11 protein-coding genes are annotated in these 14,158 nt (G+C 60.7%); 7 read left to right on the forward strand and 4 right to left on the reverse strand.

The window, feature by feature from the left end:
• Window positions 1–864 precede the first annotated feature (864 nt).
• Complete coding sequence (locus ACGYLC_RS12575) at window positions 865–1,710, reverse strand: SDR family oxidoreductase (protein WP_394423199.1); 846 nt, start codon at window positions 1,708–1,710, stop codon at window positions 865–867.
• A gap of 101 nt (window positions 1,711–1,811) precedes the next feature.
• Here ACGYLC_RS12575 and ACGYLC_RS12580 point away from each other — a divergent pair, with 101 nt between their 5' ends.
• Window positions 1,812–2,201: a winged helix-turn-helix transcriptional regulator gene (locus ACGYLC_RS12580; RefSeq protein WP_394423200.1), complete on the forward strand. Its 390-nt coding sequence runs from the start codon at window positions 1,812–1,814 to the stop codon at window positions 2,199–2,201.
• Window positions 2,202–2,526: 325 nt separating this feature from the next.
• Here ACGYLC_RS12580 and ACGYLC_RS12585 read toward each other — a convergent pair whose 3' ends face one another.
• A complete protein-coding gene (locus ACGYLC_RS12585) occupies window positions 2,527–3,417 on the reverse strand; it encodes a LysR family transcriptional regulator (RefSeq protein ID WP_394423201.1) in 891 nt (296 codons plus the stop codon).
• A gap of 131 nt (window positions 3,418–3,548) precedes the next feature.
• On the opposite strand from ACGYLC_RS12585, the gene ACGYLC_RS12590 reads away from it, so the two are divergent.
• From ACGYLC_RS12590 to ACGYLC_RS12610, 5 genes are all read left to right on the forward strand, one after another.
• Window positions 3,549–4,124 (forward strand): NADPH-dependent F420 reductase, encoded by a 576-nt coding sequence (locus tag ACGYLC_RS12590; RefSeq protein ID WP_394423202.1) that lies wholly within the window; start codon window positions 3,549–3,551, stop codon window positions 4,122–4,124.
• 27 nt (window positions 4,125–4,151) lie between these two features.
• Window positions 4,152–4,574, forward strand: coding sequence for a DoxX family protein (locus ACGYLC_RS12595; protein ID WP_166125638.1), 423 nt, complete (start codon window positions 4,152–4,154; stop codon window positions 4,572–4,574).
• Between the two features lie 60 nt (window positions 4,575–4,634).
• The gene (locus tag ACGYLC_RS12600; protein ID WP_394423203.1) at window positions 4,635–5,498 is read left to right on the forward strand and encodes a VOC family protein; all 864 of its coding nucleotides are present in this window, start codon (window positions 4,635–4,637) and stop codon (window positions 5,496–5,498) included.
• Between the two features lie 10 nt (window positions 5,499–5,508).
• Window positions 5,509–6,447 (forward strand): glutathione S-transferase family protein, encoded by a 939-nt coding sequence (locus ACGYLC_RS12605; RefSeq protein ID WP_271689133.1) that lies wholly within the window; start codon window positions 5,509–5,511, stop codon window positions 6,445–6,447.
• 587 nt (window positions 6,448–7,034) lie between these two features.
• Window positions 7,035–8,900, forward strand: a complete 1,866-nt coding sequence (locus ACGYLC_RS12610; RefSeq protein ID WP_394423204.1) for a TniQ family protein — start codon at window positions 7,035–7,037, stop codon at window positions 8,898–8,900.
• A gap of 516 nt (window positions 8,901–9,416) precedes the next feature.
• On the opposite strand, the gene ACGYLC_RS12615 is transcribed toward ACGYLC_RS12610, so the two are convergent.
• Window positions 9,417–11,696 carry an adenosylcobalamin-dependent ribonucleoside-diphosphate reductase gene (locus ACGYLC_RS12615; RefSeq protein WP_394399379.1) on the reverse strand — a complete coding sequence of 760 codons (2,280 nt, stop codon included), beginning with the start codon at window positions 11,694–11,696 and terminating at the stop codon, window positions 9,417–9,419.
• 201 nt (window positions 11,697–11,897) lie between these two features.
• On the opposite strand from ACGYLC_RS12615, the gene ACGYLC_RS12620 reads away from it, so the two are divergent.
• The gene (locus tag ACGYLC_RS12620) at window positions 11,898–12,329 is read left to right on the forward strand and encodes a DUF1489 family protein (RefSeq protein ID WP_394423205.1); all 432 of its coding nucleotides are present in this window, start codon (window positions 11,898–11,900) and stop codon (window positions 12,327–12,329) included.
• A gap of 3 nt (window positions 12,330–12,332) precedes the next feature.
• Here the strand turns inward: ACGYLC_RS12620 and ACGYLC_RS12625 are convergent, their stop codons facing one another.
• Window positions 12,333–14,153, reverse strand: coding sequence for an AMP-dependent synthetase/ligase (locus tag ACGYLC_RS12625; protein WP_394423206.1), 1,821 nt, complete (start codon window positions 14,151–14,153; stop codon window positions 12,333–12,335).
• Window positions 14,154–14,158: the final 5 nt, after the last annotated feature.

Raw genomic sequence — 14,158 nt, forward strand, 5'->3', positions numbered from 1 at the left:
TCCCACATCGACAACCCGACGTTGACAAGACATCATACCATATGATGCTGCGCCGCATCCGAGGTCGGCTTTGAGCCGATTCCGTTGAAAAACTATTTGCTGCAACTGCAAACTTCTAAAATGTGGGGAGCTGTTCTCCGATGAGCCAATAGAGACCCGGTGTGACGTTGAAATTTCCATACTTTGGAATTTAGTTTTGCCGAAATCGGCTTCAGCGCGCTGCAGGAGGGTTTTTCAACACAATCAGCCCAAAGCGCCTGATGTTGCGCGATTCACCAGCGACGGCTTCAGCAATGAATATTAGCTGTTGCCAATCGATAAATTCAAGGAGTTGTACGGGTTGCGGGCATCAGTTTGTGCATTCGAGGTGTCACGCCTTTCCAATTTCCCGCCATCGCGGTTCTAAGGAAACCAACTTGCACAGCCCGGTTCACGATTTGGTAGTCAGTTCAACCACGCCAGATAGATTGCCATGGCAATCCATACCACGACAATCTGTGCCACCATGGCAATAATCAGAAACTTTGTCCGGTTGTAGTCCTTTTTTACATCGATCTTTTTCATTGGTGAATACTCCAGTTTGCAGGACCGTGCTGTCTTTTACATATGTGGAGCTGAACCGAATACAAGCGACAAGAATGCAATGCTGCCATGCCCGATTCGTCCTGCAAAGCCGGCCTCAGTGCTCGATGCAGCTAATGGCAGGAACGAGCCCTTTTTGAACGCTGCTGCACTGTCCGCAGGTGACCGGTGGTCGTCGAAAGCCGACATTGGTTGAAGCAAGGGAGGGAGCACTTAAGTGCTGCCCAGAAAGCAGCGCAAGAATTCGAGGCGGGGCGCGAATAGACGCCCCGCACAAAGGCCTTATCCGATGGCTGTGGCTACCGCCGAGGCGAGTGGCGTTGTCGGGCGCCCGATCAGCGTGGAAAGCTGCGTTCCTTCATCAAACAACGCGCCCTTAGACGCCTCGACGTCACAATGGGCAAGGAACCCAGCCAGTTCGGCAGGTAGGCCCGCGCCGGTGAGCGCTGCCGCATAGTTGGGCTCAGTCATATTGACATAAGGGATGTCCCTGCCCGCCTGGGCAGACAGCGTCGCGGCCAGATCAGTCAGGGTATAGCTGTCGTCACCGGAAAGCTCGTAGGTCTTGCCTTGAAGGCTCGTGTCCAGCAGGACAGCCGCAGCAGCGGCGGCGTAGTCCTGCCGCGTGGCTGAAGATATCCGGCCATCCCCGGCGGCACCGATCAATGCGTTGTGTTCCAGTGCCGCGGGCAGCCCCATGGTGTAGTTTTCCGTGTACCAACCGTTGCGCAGAACGGTATGGCCGATGCCAGAAGCGGCCAGAAGTTTTTCTGTCTCCACATGTTCCAGCGCAAGGCCCAGCGTGCTGTTCGGTGCGTTCAGCAGGCTCGTATAGACAATATGCTTCACACCCGCAGCTTTGGCGGCTTCTATTACCGCTGCATGTTGAGTAACGCGGCGACCGATATCGCTGCCCGAGATCAGCAGCAGCGTCTCGACGCCTTCCAAAGACGCGGCGAGCGTTTCAGGGGCGTCGTAATCGAAAGCACGGACAGGCACGCCCAGATCGGCGGCCTTATCGGGATTGCGAGCCAAAGCAACGAGGCCCTCGGGCGCGCTTTTGGTTTTCAGGGTCTCGACAACAAGGCGGCCAAGCTGGCCGGTGGCGCCGGTCACTGCAATTGTCATGGCAGATCTCTCCATTCTTCTTTCCATGCGCCACAGCTAGGCCCTTTACTTACAAAAGGTAAGTACATACATTTTTGTTAGTATAAACTTTTGAGGTCGCCATGCCGAAACTCAGTGACGACATTCGTTCGGGCAAATTGATCGGGAACCTGCAAGCGCAGCAATGCCCTTCGCGCATTATCCTCAAGCATGTCACGGGCCGCTGGGCTGTTCTGACGCTGATTGCGCTTCAGGGAAGGACGATCCGCTTTGCTGCGCTCAGGCGGACGATCGGCGGGGTCAGCGACCGGATGCTGACACAGACGCTTCAAACATTGGAAGCCGATGGCTTTTTGCATCGGCAGGACTTCAAGGTCGTGCCGCCCCATGTTGAATACTGCCTGACCCCGATGGGCGAAGAGGTCGCACAACATGTGCGCGTGCTCGCAGACTGGATCGAAGACAACACCAGCAACATCCTGTCGACGCGGGAAGAGATCGCGGCAGAATAGTCGGACGCTATGGAGATCAAACCGGCGGCAATCATATGCGCCGTAAATGATAGCGCCGCCTCTGCTGATTTTCGCGGCTGTCGCAACCCGCAAAAAGCGGCCGTTTAGATCAGAATTACCAATGGCAGCTTTGTCCGCGTAGCAGCCCTCCACCCAGAGCGCGGCGAAGGTCTGGTTTCCGCCCTTTCTCTCGGAAGTGGAAGGCAGTCGTTCACGGGCCCAGACCAGACCTTCGTCAGGGAGGTTTTCGCTGCGTCGCAACTTACCCGAAGGTGCCATTCATGTCGGTGCTGTTGACCCGACCAGGATTGCCTCTCATGGCTCGTCAAGACATGGCGTGAACATCCTCAGCAGCGAAGTCGATGAGGGTTCGTATCTTTCGAGGTAAGGTCCGACCTTCGAGATAAACGACGGTAACCGGTCCCCCATCCATGTCGAAATCCTCGAGCAATGGAACGAGGCGGCCAGTGTCCAGGATGTCGGCGGTCGCGAACCGCGGCGCATAGGCGATCCCCATGCCGGCCGAGGCCAACTCGATTGCCGCCCGGGCCGAGTTGACATGGAACCGGCCCCGCACCTGGGCGACGATCGCGGTGCCGTCTTTGCTAAACGTCCACCGATGCGGTTGGCGCCGGTTGGTATCGATAATGCAGGCGTGCTGAGAGAGATCATCCGGTGTTCTCGGTGCCCCGTGCTCATTCACGTAGTCTGGATGCGCAACCAGTGAGCTGTGAAACGTGCCGAGCTTGCGCGTCTTGAGTGACAGCGTCTCCGACACACCCATCCGGAACGCCAGATCGATGCCGTCGGCGGCCAAGTCGACGTAGCGATCGTCCAACCTGAGGTCGAAAGTCAGGTCCGGGTGCGCTTCGGCGAACCGGGCCAACATGCCGGCCACGTAGACTTCGCCGAAGGTCACAGGCGCCGAGACCCGGATGATCCCGCTCAGGCCGCGCGACCCCTCTGACACAGACCCCAGCAGAGCATCGAGCTCATCGAGGACGGCTGGCGCCCGCGCGAGGAGATCCTCGCCGGCTGGCGTCAGCCCCACCTTCCGGGTCGTTCTCTGGAGCAGCCGCGCGCCGAGGCGCGCCTCCAGTTCGGCCACGTATTTCGAGGTCAGGCGGTTCGAGACCCCCAGTTGCTCGGCCCCTGCGGTGAAGGAACCGGTCCGTGCGGTGGCCACGAAAGCCTTGAGTTCGTCGACAATATCCATGAGCGCCCTTTTGAGAATAAATTCGCGATAGTCACTCCATAACATCGTTATTTTATGGAATATGGGAAAGCCTTACTTTCGCTTTAGTGATCAACAGGCCGCCGCAGGGCGGCAAAGCGAAGGAGAATGCCATGCGTATCGCAGTTATCGGCAACGGAAATGTCGGCTCAGGGCTCTCGCGGATTCTGGGCGAGGCCGGCCACGAAGTGACAACCATCGGCCGCAACGACGCTCTCTCTACCGCCGTCGCCAAGGCGGAGGTGGTAGTCGTCGCCACGCCCTACGGGGCCATCGCGGATCTTGCCGGCAAGGCCGACTTCAGCGGCAAGACCGTCATCGACGTCTCGAACCCGGTGACCGAGGACTTCTCCGGCCTTCAAGTCGGGCACAAGACCTCGGCGGCCGAAGAGATCGCCTCCAGCCTGTCCGGCGCGACGGTGGTGAAGGCGTTCAAAACGGTCTTCGCCCAGAACTACGGCACGGGCCTCAAGGTCAATGGCCAGCCCATCCAGACCTTCGTCGCTGGCGATGACGAGGCCGCGCGCGAGACGGTCAAGGCGCTGGCCGCCGAGATCGGCCTCGAGCCGGTCGATGCCGGCCCGCTCGCCAACGCCCGCTACCTCGAGCCCATCGGCTTCCTCAACATCCAGTTCGGCTACGTCTTCGGTCACGGCACCGGGATCGCGCCGCGCTGGCAGTTTTCCTGACATCCCCAACCCCACGGAGCATCTGACATGACCACGCAGACCCATACCGACTACGCCGCCGCCGCCCTTCGCATCTCGACCGGCGTCCTGTTCCTCGCCCATGGCTGGATGAAGGTGAGCGCCTTTACCATCCCCGGCACCGTCGCCTTCTTCGAAGGCCTCGGCCTGCCCGGCGTGCTCGCCTACTTCACGATCTTCGCAGAGCTGGCGGGCGGTATCGCCCTGATCCTCGGTCTCGGCACACGCCTCGTCTCGATCGCGCTGATCCCTGTCCTCCTGGGCGCGACATGGGCGCATTCCGGTTTCGGCTGGAGCTTCTCGAACGAAGGCGGCGGCTGGGAATACCCGCTGTTCTGGGCGGTCGTGCAAGGCGTCGTCGCCGTCCTGGGACGCGGAGCCTTCGCGCTGCGCGTGCCGCAACTCGACCAACGCCTCGGCCAGTTCGCCTGACCTCCCTTGCTGGCCGCGGGTCACCTCCCGCGGCCGCACTCTTTCACAAGGAGACCTGCAATGACCACCGTCGACCACTTCTTCGACATGACGACCGCGCCGATGCGTATCGGGGCGGTCCGGCTCAAGGTGCGGGACCTCGATGCGGTCTCCACTTTCTACCAGATGGCGCTGGGGCTCAGCCCGGTCGCGACCAGCGAGCATCGCGTCACCCTCGGCACCGGCGACACGCCGTTTCTGGAGCTTCAGGGCGACCCAGGCCTTTCCCCACTCGACCCGCGGCAGGCCGGGCTCTTTCATACCGCCTTCCTGATGCCGACCCGATCCGACCTGGCCCGCTGGGTCGCTCACATCGCCGAGGCGGGTGTGCCGCTTCACGGTGCCTCGGATCATATCGTCAGCGAGGCGCTCTATCTCGCCGATCCCGAGGGCAACGGCATCGAGGTCTATACGGACCGCCCGGTCTCGGCCTGGCACGGCGAGGACGGCGAGATCCGGATGAGCACCGACTCGCTGGATCTCCAGGGTCTGCTGCAAAGCGCCGCAGGCACCAAATGGTCGGGTTTCCCCGAGAACGGCAGCATCGGCCATGTCCACCTTCAGGTGGGCGACACGGGCGAAGCCGACCGCTTCTACCGCGACGTGCTCGGCCTCGATATCGCGGCGCGCTATCCTGGGGCCAGCTTCTACGGCAGCGGCGGCTACCACCACCAGCTTGCCGGCAATATCTGGAACAGCCGCCGGGCCAGCAAACGCCCCGAGGGTATGGCAGGTCTCGATGCCATCGAGATTGTTGTCCGTGATGCGGCGGACATTGCCTCCATCGCTGGCCGGGTTGAAAGCGCCGGGCTTGAAAGCATCAAGAATGCCAACGGCCTGACCGTTCGCGATCCCTGGGGCACCGCAATCACGCTCAAGAATTAAGGAGACGATCATGCTTCGAGACGGGAAATGGGTTGCCGACTGGCAGCCGGTCCAGGCCAAGGACGACAAGGGTGGCTTCGTCCGCCAGACCTCCAGCTTCCGCCACTGGGTGACGCCTGACGGGAGCGCCGGGCCGACCGGCGAGGGCGGCTTCAAGGCCGAGGCGGGCCGCTACCACCTCTATGTCGCGCTGATCTGCCCCTGGGCGTCGCGGACGCTGATCGCCCGAAAGCTGAAAGGGTTGGAGGACGTGATCTCGGTCTCGGTCGTCGAACCGGATCTCTCCGACCAGGGCTGGCACTTCGGCGATCCGACCGAGGCCGAGGGCGCGTCCTATATGCACGAAATCTACACCCGGGCCGACCCGACGATCTCGGGCCGGGCCACGGTGCCGGTGCTCTGGGACAAGAAGCGCGGGACCATCGTGAACAACGAGTCCGCCGACATTCTGCGGATGCTGAACTCCGGTTTCGGAGATCTGGCCGACCATAGCATCGATCTCTATCCGGCGGACCTCCGCGAGGACATCGAGGCGCTCAACGACCGCATCTATCCGAGCTTGAACAATGGCGTTTACCGCGCGGGCTTCGCCACCACGCAGGTCGCCTACGAGGAAGCATTCTGCGAGGTTTTCGCAATGCTCGATGAACTCGAGGAGCGCCTCGGCGACGGTCGCGGGTTCCTTTTGGGAGGTCGCTTCACCGAGGCCGATGTGCGACTCTTCGTGACGCTGGTGCGCTTCGACGTGGCTTATCACGGCCTCTTCAAGTGTAACCTGCGCCGCATCGCGGACTACCCTGCCCTAAGCCGCTACCAGGCCCGTATCCTCGCTATCCCCGGGGTGCGCGATACGGTCAGCATTGACCACATCAAGCGCGGCTACTACTCGATCAAGGCGCTGAACCCCACCGGCATCGTGCCTGTCGGGCCGGAATGTTCCCTGGGCTGAGGGCCTCGGTCGGCCATCCGGATCAGGCCCCCTGGCGCGCGCGGGGGGGCGCCAGCTCCGCCGCGCCGGACATTGATCACTCGAATCGCGAAGGCCGCAATGAGACCGGTGACGGTAATCCAGGAATGTCCGCTATTAGATCACCGACGTCGCCGTATCGCACTTGCAGCAAAGGTCAGCTCTCCGCCCTTCATCTCAAAGAACTTCGCATCTGCAGCGCAAACTAAGCGCCCGCGGCGAATGGCAGGAATGTCCGCTTAGCTGACGTCTGTCCGGTAAAAATGCTGTGCTTAACATCAATGGCAGCTCCAAAGAAGCTGCGATGGGGCGTCGCCTCTCATTCTGGGCCGTTCGTGTCAGGCACTTGAGGCAGAAAATACTTTGGAAACGCCTCGCGCTCTTCCTGGGCCGTCTCAGGTAATGAGGTTTGGTCTCATTCGGATATGTATGACGAAACCCCAGAGAAGCTCCTTTGTTGATGCTATGTAACCGGCTTTACGAGAGACGGCAATTGAAACAATGGTATTAGCTTGCAGTTGACTAAACATGGCATAGCTGGGTGATGAAACGAAAAATAAGAGTAACTCATGATCAATGTCGCGCCCCTTCCTCTTAGGACGGCCTCCGCCCCGCGGGAAACCGCTTTCTCCCATATGTCTAGACTGGCGGCAGTAAATAGAGTGGACCTACGGGAATTCGGCATTGAACTAGGCATTCCATTCCAGCGCATTCTGAACGGTGAACCGGATATTATCAGGACACTAGCTATGTTGGGCGGGACTGATCACGAGTGCCTGCAACACTGGTCGGGAACAAAACTTGAAGGTCGTCGCCATGAGCTTTGCGGGGAAATCTATCCTGCAAAAATCATCCGCAACCCTGAAATCCGGGGTTGTCCCATCTGTCTGAAACACGACGCCAATTCATCGGAACGATCGCCAGAGTATTCGATGGCAATCCGCGGGCACTGGCTGGTTCCGCACATGACTATCTGCGTTGCGCATAAGCACCCTCTTGTCCCGCTCTGGCGGGAGACCCAGCCCTTCGCTCGATATGACACCGTGACGCAATTCCGGTCTATCGCGCCAGCCATTGTTGCCGGTGAGTTTGACCGCGAGATCCGTGAACTTACGGACTTCGACAAATGGCTGGAAGCCAGGCTTGTTGATGGGTCAGGAAACTGCTGGTTAGATCTGCATCCTTTGCATGCAGCCTCCACCTTCTGTTTTTTACTGGGAAGTGCCCGCTTGCGTCATGAGACCACATCGTTATCGGACGTCGACCCGGAGGATCGCTGGGCGCTACTACAAATGGGATATGAGGTCTCCCGGCATGGTCCAAAGTTTATCAAGACCGCCTTGCAACGCTTGCAGGACCTACCCGGCGACCCACATCAGGGGCCAAAGGCAATTTATCCGGTTTTATATGACCGTTTGTCCCGAGGCTACGCAGATGTCCCTGAGTATGCTCCTTTCCGTGCCATCCTGCGAGAACACCTGCTTGAAACTTGGCCTCTCAACGCCGGAGATGATCTGCTCGGGGAACCAGTGGAAAGGCGGCGGTTACATTCGGTGCGTTCGGCCTCCCGGGAAACGGGGATCGACTCACGCCGTATGCGGAAGATGCTCGAGAGCGCTGGAATCCTGAATGACGCCCGTCCCGACGCTTGGGCAGTGTTCGACGCGGAAGCTGCCGCGCCCTTGCTCGATTCACTGACGACCCTGCTGCCAGCAAAATCCTTTGCCGAAGGTCTCGGCATGTCCAGATCCCAGTTCAACCTGCTGTCGGAGGATGGTGTCCTAGCGCCGAAGTTGCCGGACACCACCACGAAAAATGTCTGGGATCCCCGGGAAGGGCAGGCCTTCATTGACAGCTTGCTTGCCGGAGCGGAGCCTCTCCGACAGGCCCAGCACGGATGGGAACACATCTCAAAATCTGCAGCTCGATTGAAGATTCGACCCGGCGATATCGTAAAGGCAATCCAGCAAGGCCGGGTCCGACGGGTGGGCAATCATTCTGACTTCGATGGGTACAAGGCTATCTACGTCTATCACGACGAAGTTTCGGCGGCTCTCTCTGATGATGGGCCGGCCGCCATGTCTTTGGAGATTTTTGGAAAGACCGTGGGTATCGGGCAGCCGGTATTTCTGAACCGACTGATCTCGAATGGACATATAACAGCGACCTTAATTCGGAACCCCCGAACCCGCGCCATTCAACGGTATTTCGCTGAGGTGGACACGGTTCAGTTCCACGAGAAGTTCTACACCTACCGGACCATGTCCAGAGCGCATGGAAAATCTTGGCAACAGATGTCCGCCTTACTTTCTGCCGCTGGCGTTTACCCGTTCAGCCCTGACGGCATTAATTATGGAAAACTTTTTCTCCGGGCAGAGGTGGACTCAGCAGTCGGTCAAGACTGCGGATTAACTCCAAGAGGTGGGCGGGGCTGAATGCTCCGCCTTTCTTGTTTACAGTTTCGTAGCGAACCATTCCGGTTCGGCAGTATAGCTGAATTGCGAAGTATGATGCCGAGCAGGGTCGTTATTCGAGGATCGTGCGACCGCATCTCGTTTCACTGCCTGCAGTACTAGATCACCGATGAGGATGCCGCGTATTTCAACGAACGGTATTTCAAGCCGCGCACGATGCTCCTGTCCTTAGACATAAGCTGGCAGAACCTGTCCTCCAAAGTGAGGGCCCTAATCGGTCAACCCATTCTCCCCCGTTGGGGAAGAGTATGGGAATGTTTACCTGCGCTCAGACATACCAACGGACCTTTAAGCACTCTTTACTGCATCGTAAAAGGGGAAAAGAGCGAAGGCTGCGCTTCTTTTCCCCTTTTTTCAGTGACTTGTGACTGAGTGATGTAGAAACCCAAGCACCTCCAAGGTTTTGCGCACGCTTTTAAGTTTTCTTTGCGCATGTTTCTCCTTGGACTGCCTCTGACTACAATACGCCCCCAGAATTCACCCACACTTACTATGCCCGCAGCTCCCGCAAGTCATGCAGCCCTCGACCATCCGCATGTCGAACTGACCGCAAGACGGGCAGGACTTGCCGCGCGGGGCATCCAAGCCCACGACCTTCGCCTGCGGGTCGGTCTTCAGCCCCATGCCCTCGCCCGCGATGAAGCCGGTGGCGATCATGTGGCGCTCGATCACGCCGCCGATGGCCGCGAGGATCGAGGGGATGTATTTGCCCTGCATCCAAGCCCCGCCGCGCGGGTCGAAGACGGCTTTCAGCTCTTCCACCACGAAGGACACATCGCCGCCACGGCGGAACACGGCCGAGACCATGCGCGTGAGCGCCACGGTCCAGGCAAAATGCTCCATGTTCTTGGAGTTGATGAAGACCTCGAAGGGGCGACGATGGCCGTTCAGCACGATGTCGTTGATGGTGATATAGAGCGCATGCTCGCTGTCGGGCCATTTGACCTTGTAGGTGTTGCCCTCCAACTCGGCGGGGCGGTCCAGCGGGTCGGACATATAGACGATCTCGCCGCCTTCGCTGACCTGATCGGGGCTGTCGGCGGGGGCTTTGTCGCTCTTCTCGGAAGAGACGCTCAGGACCGAGCCGGTTACGTCGTTGGGGCGGTAGGTGGTGCAGCCTTTGCAGCCGGTGTCCCAGGCCTGCATGTAAACGTCCTTGAAGGCATCGAAGGAGATGTCCTCAGGGCAGTTGATGGTCTTGGAGATCGAACTGTCGATCCATTTCTGCGCCGCGGCCTGCATCTTGACGTGGTCGGCGGGCGGCAGGGTCTGGGCGTTGACGAAATAGTCGGGCAGCGGCGCGTCGCCTTTGAGCTCGCGCCACATCTGCACGGCGTAATCGACAACCTCTTCCTCGGTCCGGCTGCCGTCTTTTTGCAGCACCTTGCGGGTGTAGGCATAGGCAAAGACCGGCTCGATCCCCGAAGACACGTTGCCCGCATAGAGGCTGATCGTGCCGGTGGGGGCGATGGAGGTCAAAAGCGCGTTGCGGATGCCGTGCTCGCGGATCGCTTCGCGAACGTCGTCGTCCATCTGCTGCATGGTGCCGGAGGCGAGGAACTTTTCGGCATCAAAGAGCGGGAAGGCGCCCTTTTCCTTGGCCAGTTCCACGCTCGCCAGATAGGAGGCGCGGGCGATCGCTTTGAGCCATGCCTCGGTCTGGGCCGCCGCCTCGTCGGAGCCGTAGCGCAGGCCGACCATCAAGAGCGCATCGGCAAGGCCGGTGACGCCCAGACCGATGCGGCGCTTGTTCTGCGCTTCGGCGGCTTGTTCGGGCAGCGGGAAGTTCGACACATCGACCACATTGTCCATCATGCGAACGGCGGTGGCGACCAACTCGCTCATCGCGTCTTGGTCAAGATGGGCGTCATCCTCGAAAGGCTGCGCCACCAGACGGGCAAGGTTGATCGAGCCCAGAAGGCAGGCGCCATAGGGCGGCAGCGGCTGCTCGCCGCAGGGGTTGGTGGCGGCGATGGTCTCGCAATAGTTCAGGTTGTTCGCGGCATTGATGCGGTCGATGAAGATCACGCCCGGCTCGGCATAATCATAGGTCGCCTGCATAATCTTGTTCCACAGATCGCGCGCCTGCACGGTTTTGTAGACCTTGTCGCCGAAAAGCAGATCCCACGAGCCATCGGCCTTTACGGCCTCCATGAAGGGGTCGGTGACGAGCACCGACATGTTGAACATGCGCAAACGCGCCGGGTCGGACTTGGCGGCGATGAAATCTTCCACATCCGGGTGGTCGCAACGCATGGTCGCCATCATCGCACCGCGGCGGGAGCCTGCGGACATGATGGTGCGGCACATGGCGTCCCAAACATCCATGAAGGACAGCGGGCCGGAGGCATCCGCCGAGACGCCCAGCACATCCGCGCCGCGCGGGCGGATGGTGGAGAAGTCATAGCCGATTCCCCCGCCCTGCTGCATGGTGAGCGCCGCCTCTTTGAGCATGTCAAAGATGCCGGACATGCTGTCGGGCACGGTGCCCATGACGAAGCAGTTGAACAGCGTCACGCGGCGCGCGGTGCCGGCGCCTGCGGTGATGCGGCCCGCGGGCAGGTATTTGAAATCCTCCAGCGCGTTGAAAAATTTGTCTTCCCAAACATCCGCCTTCGATTCGACCTGTGCGAGGTCGCGGGCGATGCGGCGCCATGTGTCCTCCACCGTGACGTCCTTCGGGGTGCCATCGGCCCCTTTAAAACGGTATTTCATATCCCAGATTTGTTCGGCGATCGGGGCGGTAAAGCGGGACATACAACGGTTCCTTTGAGTCGTGAGGGCAGCACGAATGCGACTTAAGAGTTGGCATCGATACAACAGGCCGGGCTGATTTCTCAACGCCGAAAATGCAGATCGGCTGGAATTTATTCTTCAGCCTACCACAATACCTTGCTAGCTCCGAAGGAGAAACTACTATATAAAGGCGCATTCTCAGGCAGCGCTCCGGGGGATCTTTTGGATAACTACATCAATCTAATCAAACTTTCGGTCGGCACCGAAGGCGTCGAAAGCCTCGTCCGCTGGCAGGCGCGCAAGGACGTGCGCACGCATGACGGGTTGCCGCGCCATGTGACCCGCATGTGGCCCAAGCGCGAGGCCGAGATTCTCAACGGCGGCTCGATCTACTGGGTCATCAAGGGCGTGATCCAGGCCCGCCAGCGCATCGTGCGGCTGGAGGAGATCACCCGCGCCGATGGCATCCGCCGCTGCGCCATCGTGCTGGACCCCGAGATCGTCCGCACCCAGAACAGCCTGCGCCGCGCCTTCCAAGGTTGGCGCTACCTCAAGCCCGAGGACGCGCCGCCCGACCTGCCCGAGGGCCGCGAGGTCGAGGCGGAACTGCCCGTGGAGTTGAACCGCGCGCTGGCCGAGATCGGTGTGCTCTGAGCCTCAATCGGCGTAGAGCGCCTCGATCTGGTCCCCGTAAAGCTCGTAGATCTTGGCGCGGCGCACCTTCATCGTCGCCGTGACCTCGCCATCGTCGTGATCAAGCTCCTTGCGCATCAGCCAGACCTTCTTGACCTGCTCGACCCGCGCCAGATCGCGGTTCTGCTTGGCCACTTCCGCGTCGATCAATTCCTGCACCTTGGGGTGCTCGGCGAGCGAGCGGAAGGTGGTATAGGCGATCCCCTGCCCCTCGGCCCAGAGCCGCACGGTTTCCATGTCGATCTGCACCAGCGCGGTCACATAGGGCCGCTTGTCGGCCACGGCGACGACCTCCTTGATGAAGGGGCTGGCCTTGATGACATTCTCGATATGCGCGGGCGCGAGGTTCTTGCCCGCGGCGTTGATCATGATGTCCTTCTTGCGGTCGATCAGCGTGATCGACCCGTCCGCCTCCTCACGCCCCACGTCGCCGGTGTGCAGCCAGCCGTCGCGGATCGTCTCGGCGGTGGCCTTGGGGTTCTTGTAGTACCCTTTGAAGATCGTCCCGCCCGAGAAAAGCACCTCGCCATCCTCGGCAATCCGGGTGCGCACCCCGCTGACCGGGAAGCCGATGCGCCCGTCGCACTGGCCCCATGAACGCTGGATCGTGCCCACGCCCGAGGTTTCGGACATGCCCCAGGCCTCGCGGATATTGACCCCGATGCCGCGCATGAAGCCCAGAAGCTCGGCGCTGATCGGCGCGGCGGCTGAGATCGCAAAGGTCGTCCGCCCGAGGCCGAGATAACTGCGGATATGCCGGTAGATCAGCGCGTCCCAGAAGGCATGGGCCAGCCGGTCCACGGCGTGCCACCTGTCGCGCCGGATCATGCCGCGCCGCTGCGCGCCCTTCAGCGCCATCAGCGTCATCGGCCCCTTGATCCGCCCCGCGGTCTGCGCCTGCACCAGCACGCCCGCCTGCATCTTCTCCCAGATCCGCGGCACGCCGAAAAACACCTGCGGCGCCACTTCGCGCAGGTCGAGGGTGATGGTCCTCAGGCTCTCGCCGAAGTTCATCACGAATTGCTGCGCCAGCCCATTGATCACGGTCACTGCCTGTTCGGCGATATGGCACAGCGGCAGGTAGCTCAGCACATCCGTTCCGGGCGGGTAGTCGCCGAAGACATCCTGCGCCACGCCCACGCCCGCGTGGATGTTGCCGTAGGAAATTTCCGCTGCCTTGGGCAGGCCGGTGGAGCCGGAGGTGAAGACCATCATCGCGGTGTCGTCGGGCGTGATCCCCGCTTGCCGCGCCCGCAGGTCGTCTTGCAATTCCGAAAGCCGCGCCCGGCCCCGTTCGAGCAGATCGTCAAAGCTGATCAGCCCCAGCAGATCCTCGCCCCTCGTGCCCTTTGGGTCGAAGATCACCAGCTGGCGCAGCTGCGGCACCCGCCCGCCCAACTCCTTGATCTTGTCGAGCTGCTCCTGATCCTCGATGAAGAGCACCGTGGCATCCGAGGCGTTGATCAGATGATCCAACTCCGCCGCCGGGCTGGTGGGATACATGCCCACGACCACGCCCGCCGCCGCGTTGATGCCGAATTGCGCCTGCACCCATTCGCCGCGGTTCTCGCTGAGGATGCCGACATGATCGCCCGCGTTCAGCCCCAGATCGACCAGCCCCGCCGCCGTCGCCTGCATGATCTCCTGCAAGCCCGCCCAGGTGATCTCGTTCCAGATGCCGAATTCCTTTTGCCGCATCGCCACGCCCTCGGGGCGGTTCTTGGCGTGGTTGTGCACCATGCGCACCAGCGGCGCGAAATCGCCCTTGAACTCGTCGAATGCCATCACGG

This window comes from Sulfitobacter sp. 1A12157, from assembly GCF_043557345.1.
In the GTDB taxonomy this organism is placed as follows: Bacteria; Pseudomonadota; Alphaproteobacteria; order Rhodobacterales; family Rhodobacteraceae; genus Sulfitobacter.

Bases quoted from the DNA above. Each gene is read 5' to 3' on its own strand.
- ACGYLC_RS12585 (WP_394423201.1), bottom strand. From the start codon at position 3,417: ATGGATATTGTCGACGAACTCAAGGCTTTCGTGGCCACCGCACGGACC.
- ACGYLC_RS12625 (WP_394423206.1), bottom strand. From the start codon at position 14,153: ATGGCATTCGACGAGTTCAAGGGCGATTTCGCGCCGCTGGTGCGCATG.
- ACGYLC_RS12610 (WP_394423204.1), top strand. From the start codon at position 7,035: ATGATCAATGTCGCGCCCCTTCCTCTTAGGACGGCCTCCGCCCCGCGG.
- ACGYLC_RS12615 (WP_394399379.1), bottom strand. From the start codon at position 11,696: ATGTCCCGCTTTACCGCCCCGATCGCCGAACAAATCTGGGATATGAAA.
- ACGYLC_RS12575 (WP_394423199.1), bottom strand. From the start codon at position 1,710: ATGACAATTGCAGTGACCGGCGCCACCGGCCAGCTTGGCCGCCTTGTT.
- ACGYLC_RS12600 (WP_394423203.1), top strand. From the start codon at position 4,635: ATGACCACCGTCGACCACTTCTTCGACATGACGACCGCGCCGATGCGT.
- ACGYLC_RS12580 (WP_394423200.1), top strand. From the start codon at position 1,812: ATGCCGAAACTCAGTGACGACATTCGTTCGGGCAAATTGATCGGGAAC.
- ACGYLC_RS12605 (WP_271689133.1), top strand. From the start codon at position 5,509: ATGCTTCGAGACGGGAAATGGGTTGCCGACTGGCAGCCGGTCCAGGCC.
- ACGYLC_RS12595 (WP_166125638.1), top strand. From the start codon at position 4,152: ATGACCACGCAGACCCATACCGACTACGCCGCCGCCGCCCTTCGCATC.
- ACGYLC_RS12590 (WP_394423202.1), top strand. From the start codon at position 3,549: ATGCGTATCGCAGTTATCGGCAACGGAAATGTCGGCTCAGGGCTCTCG.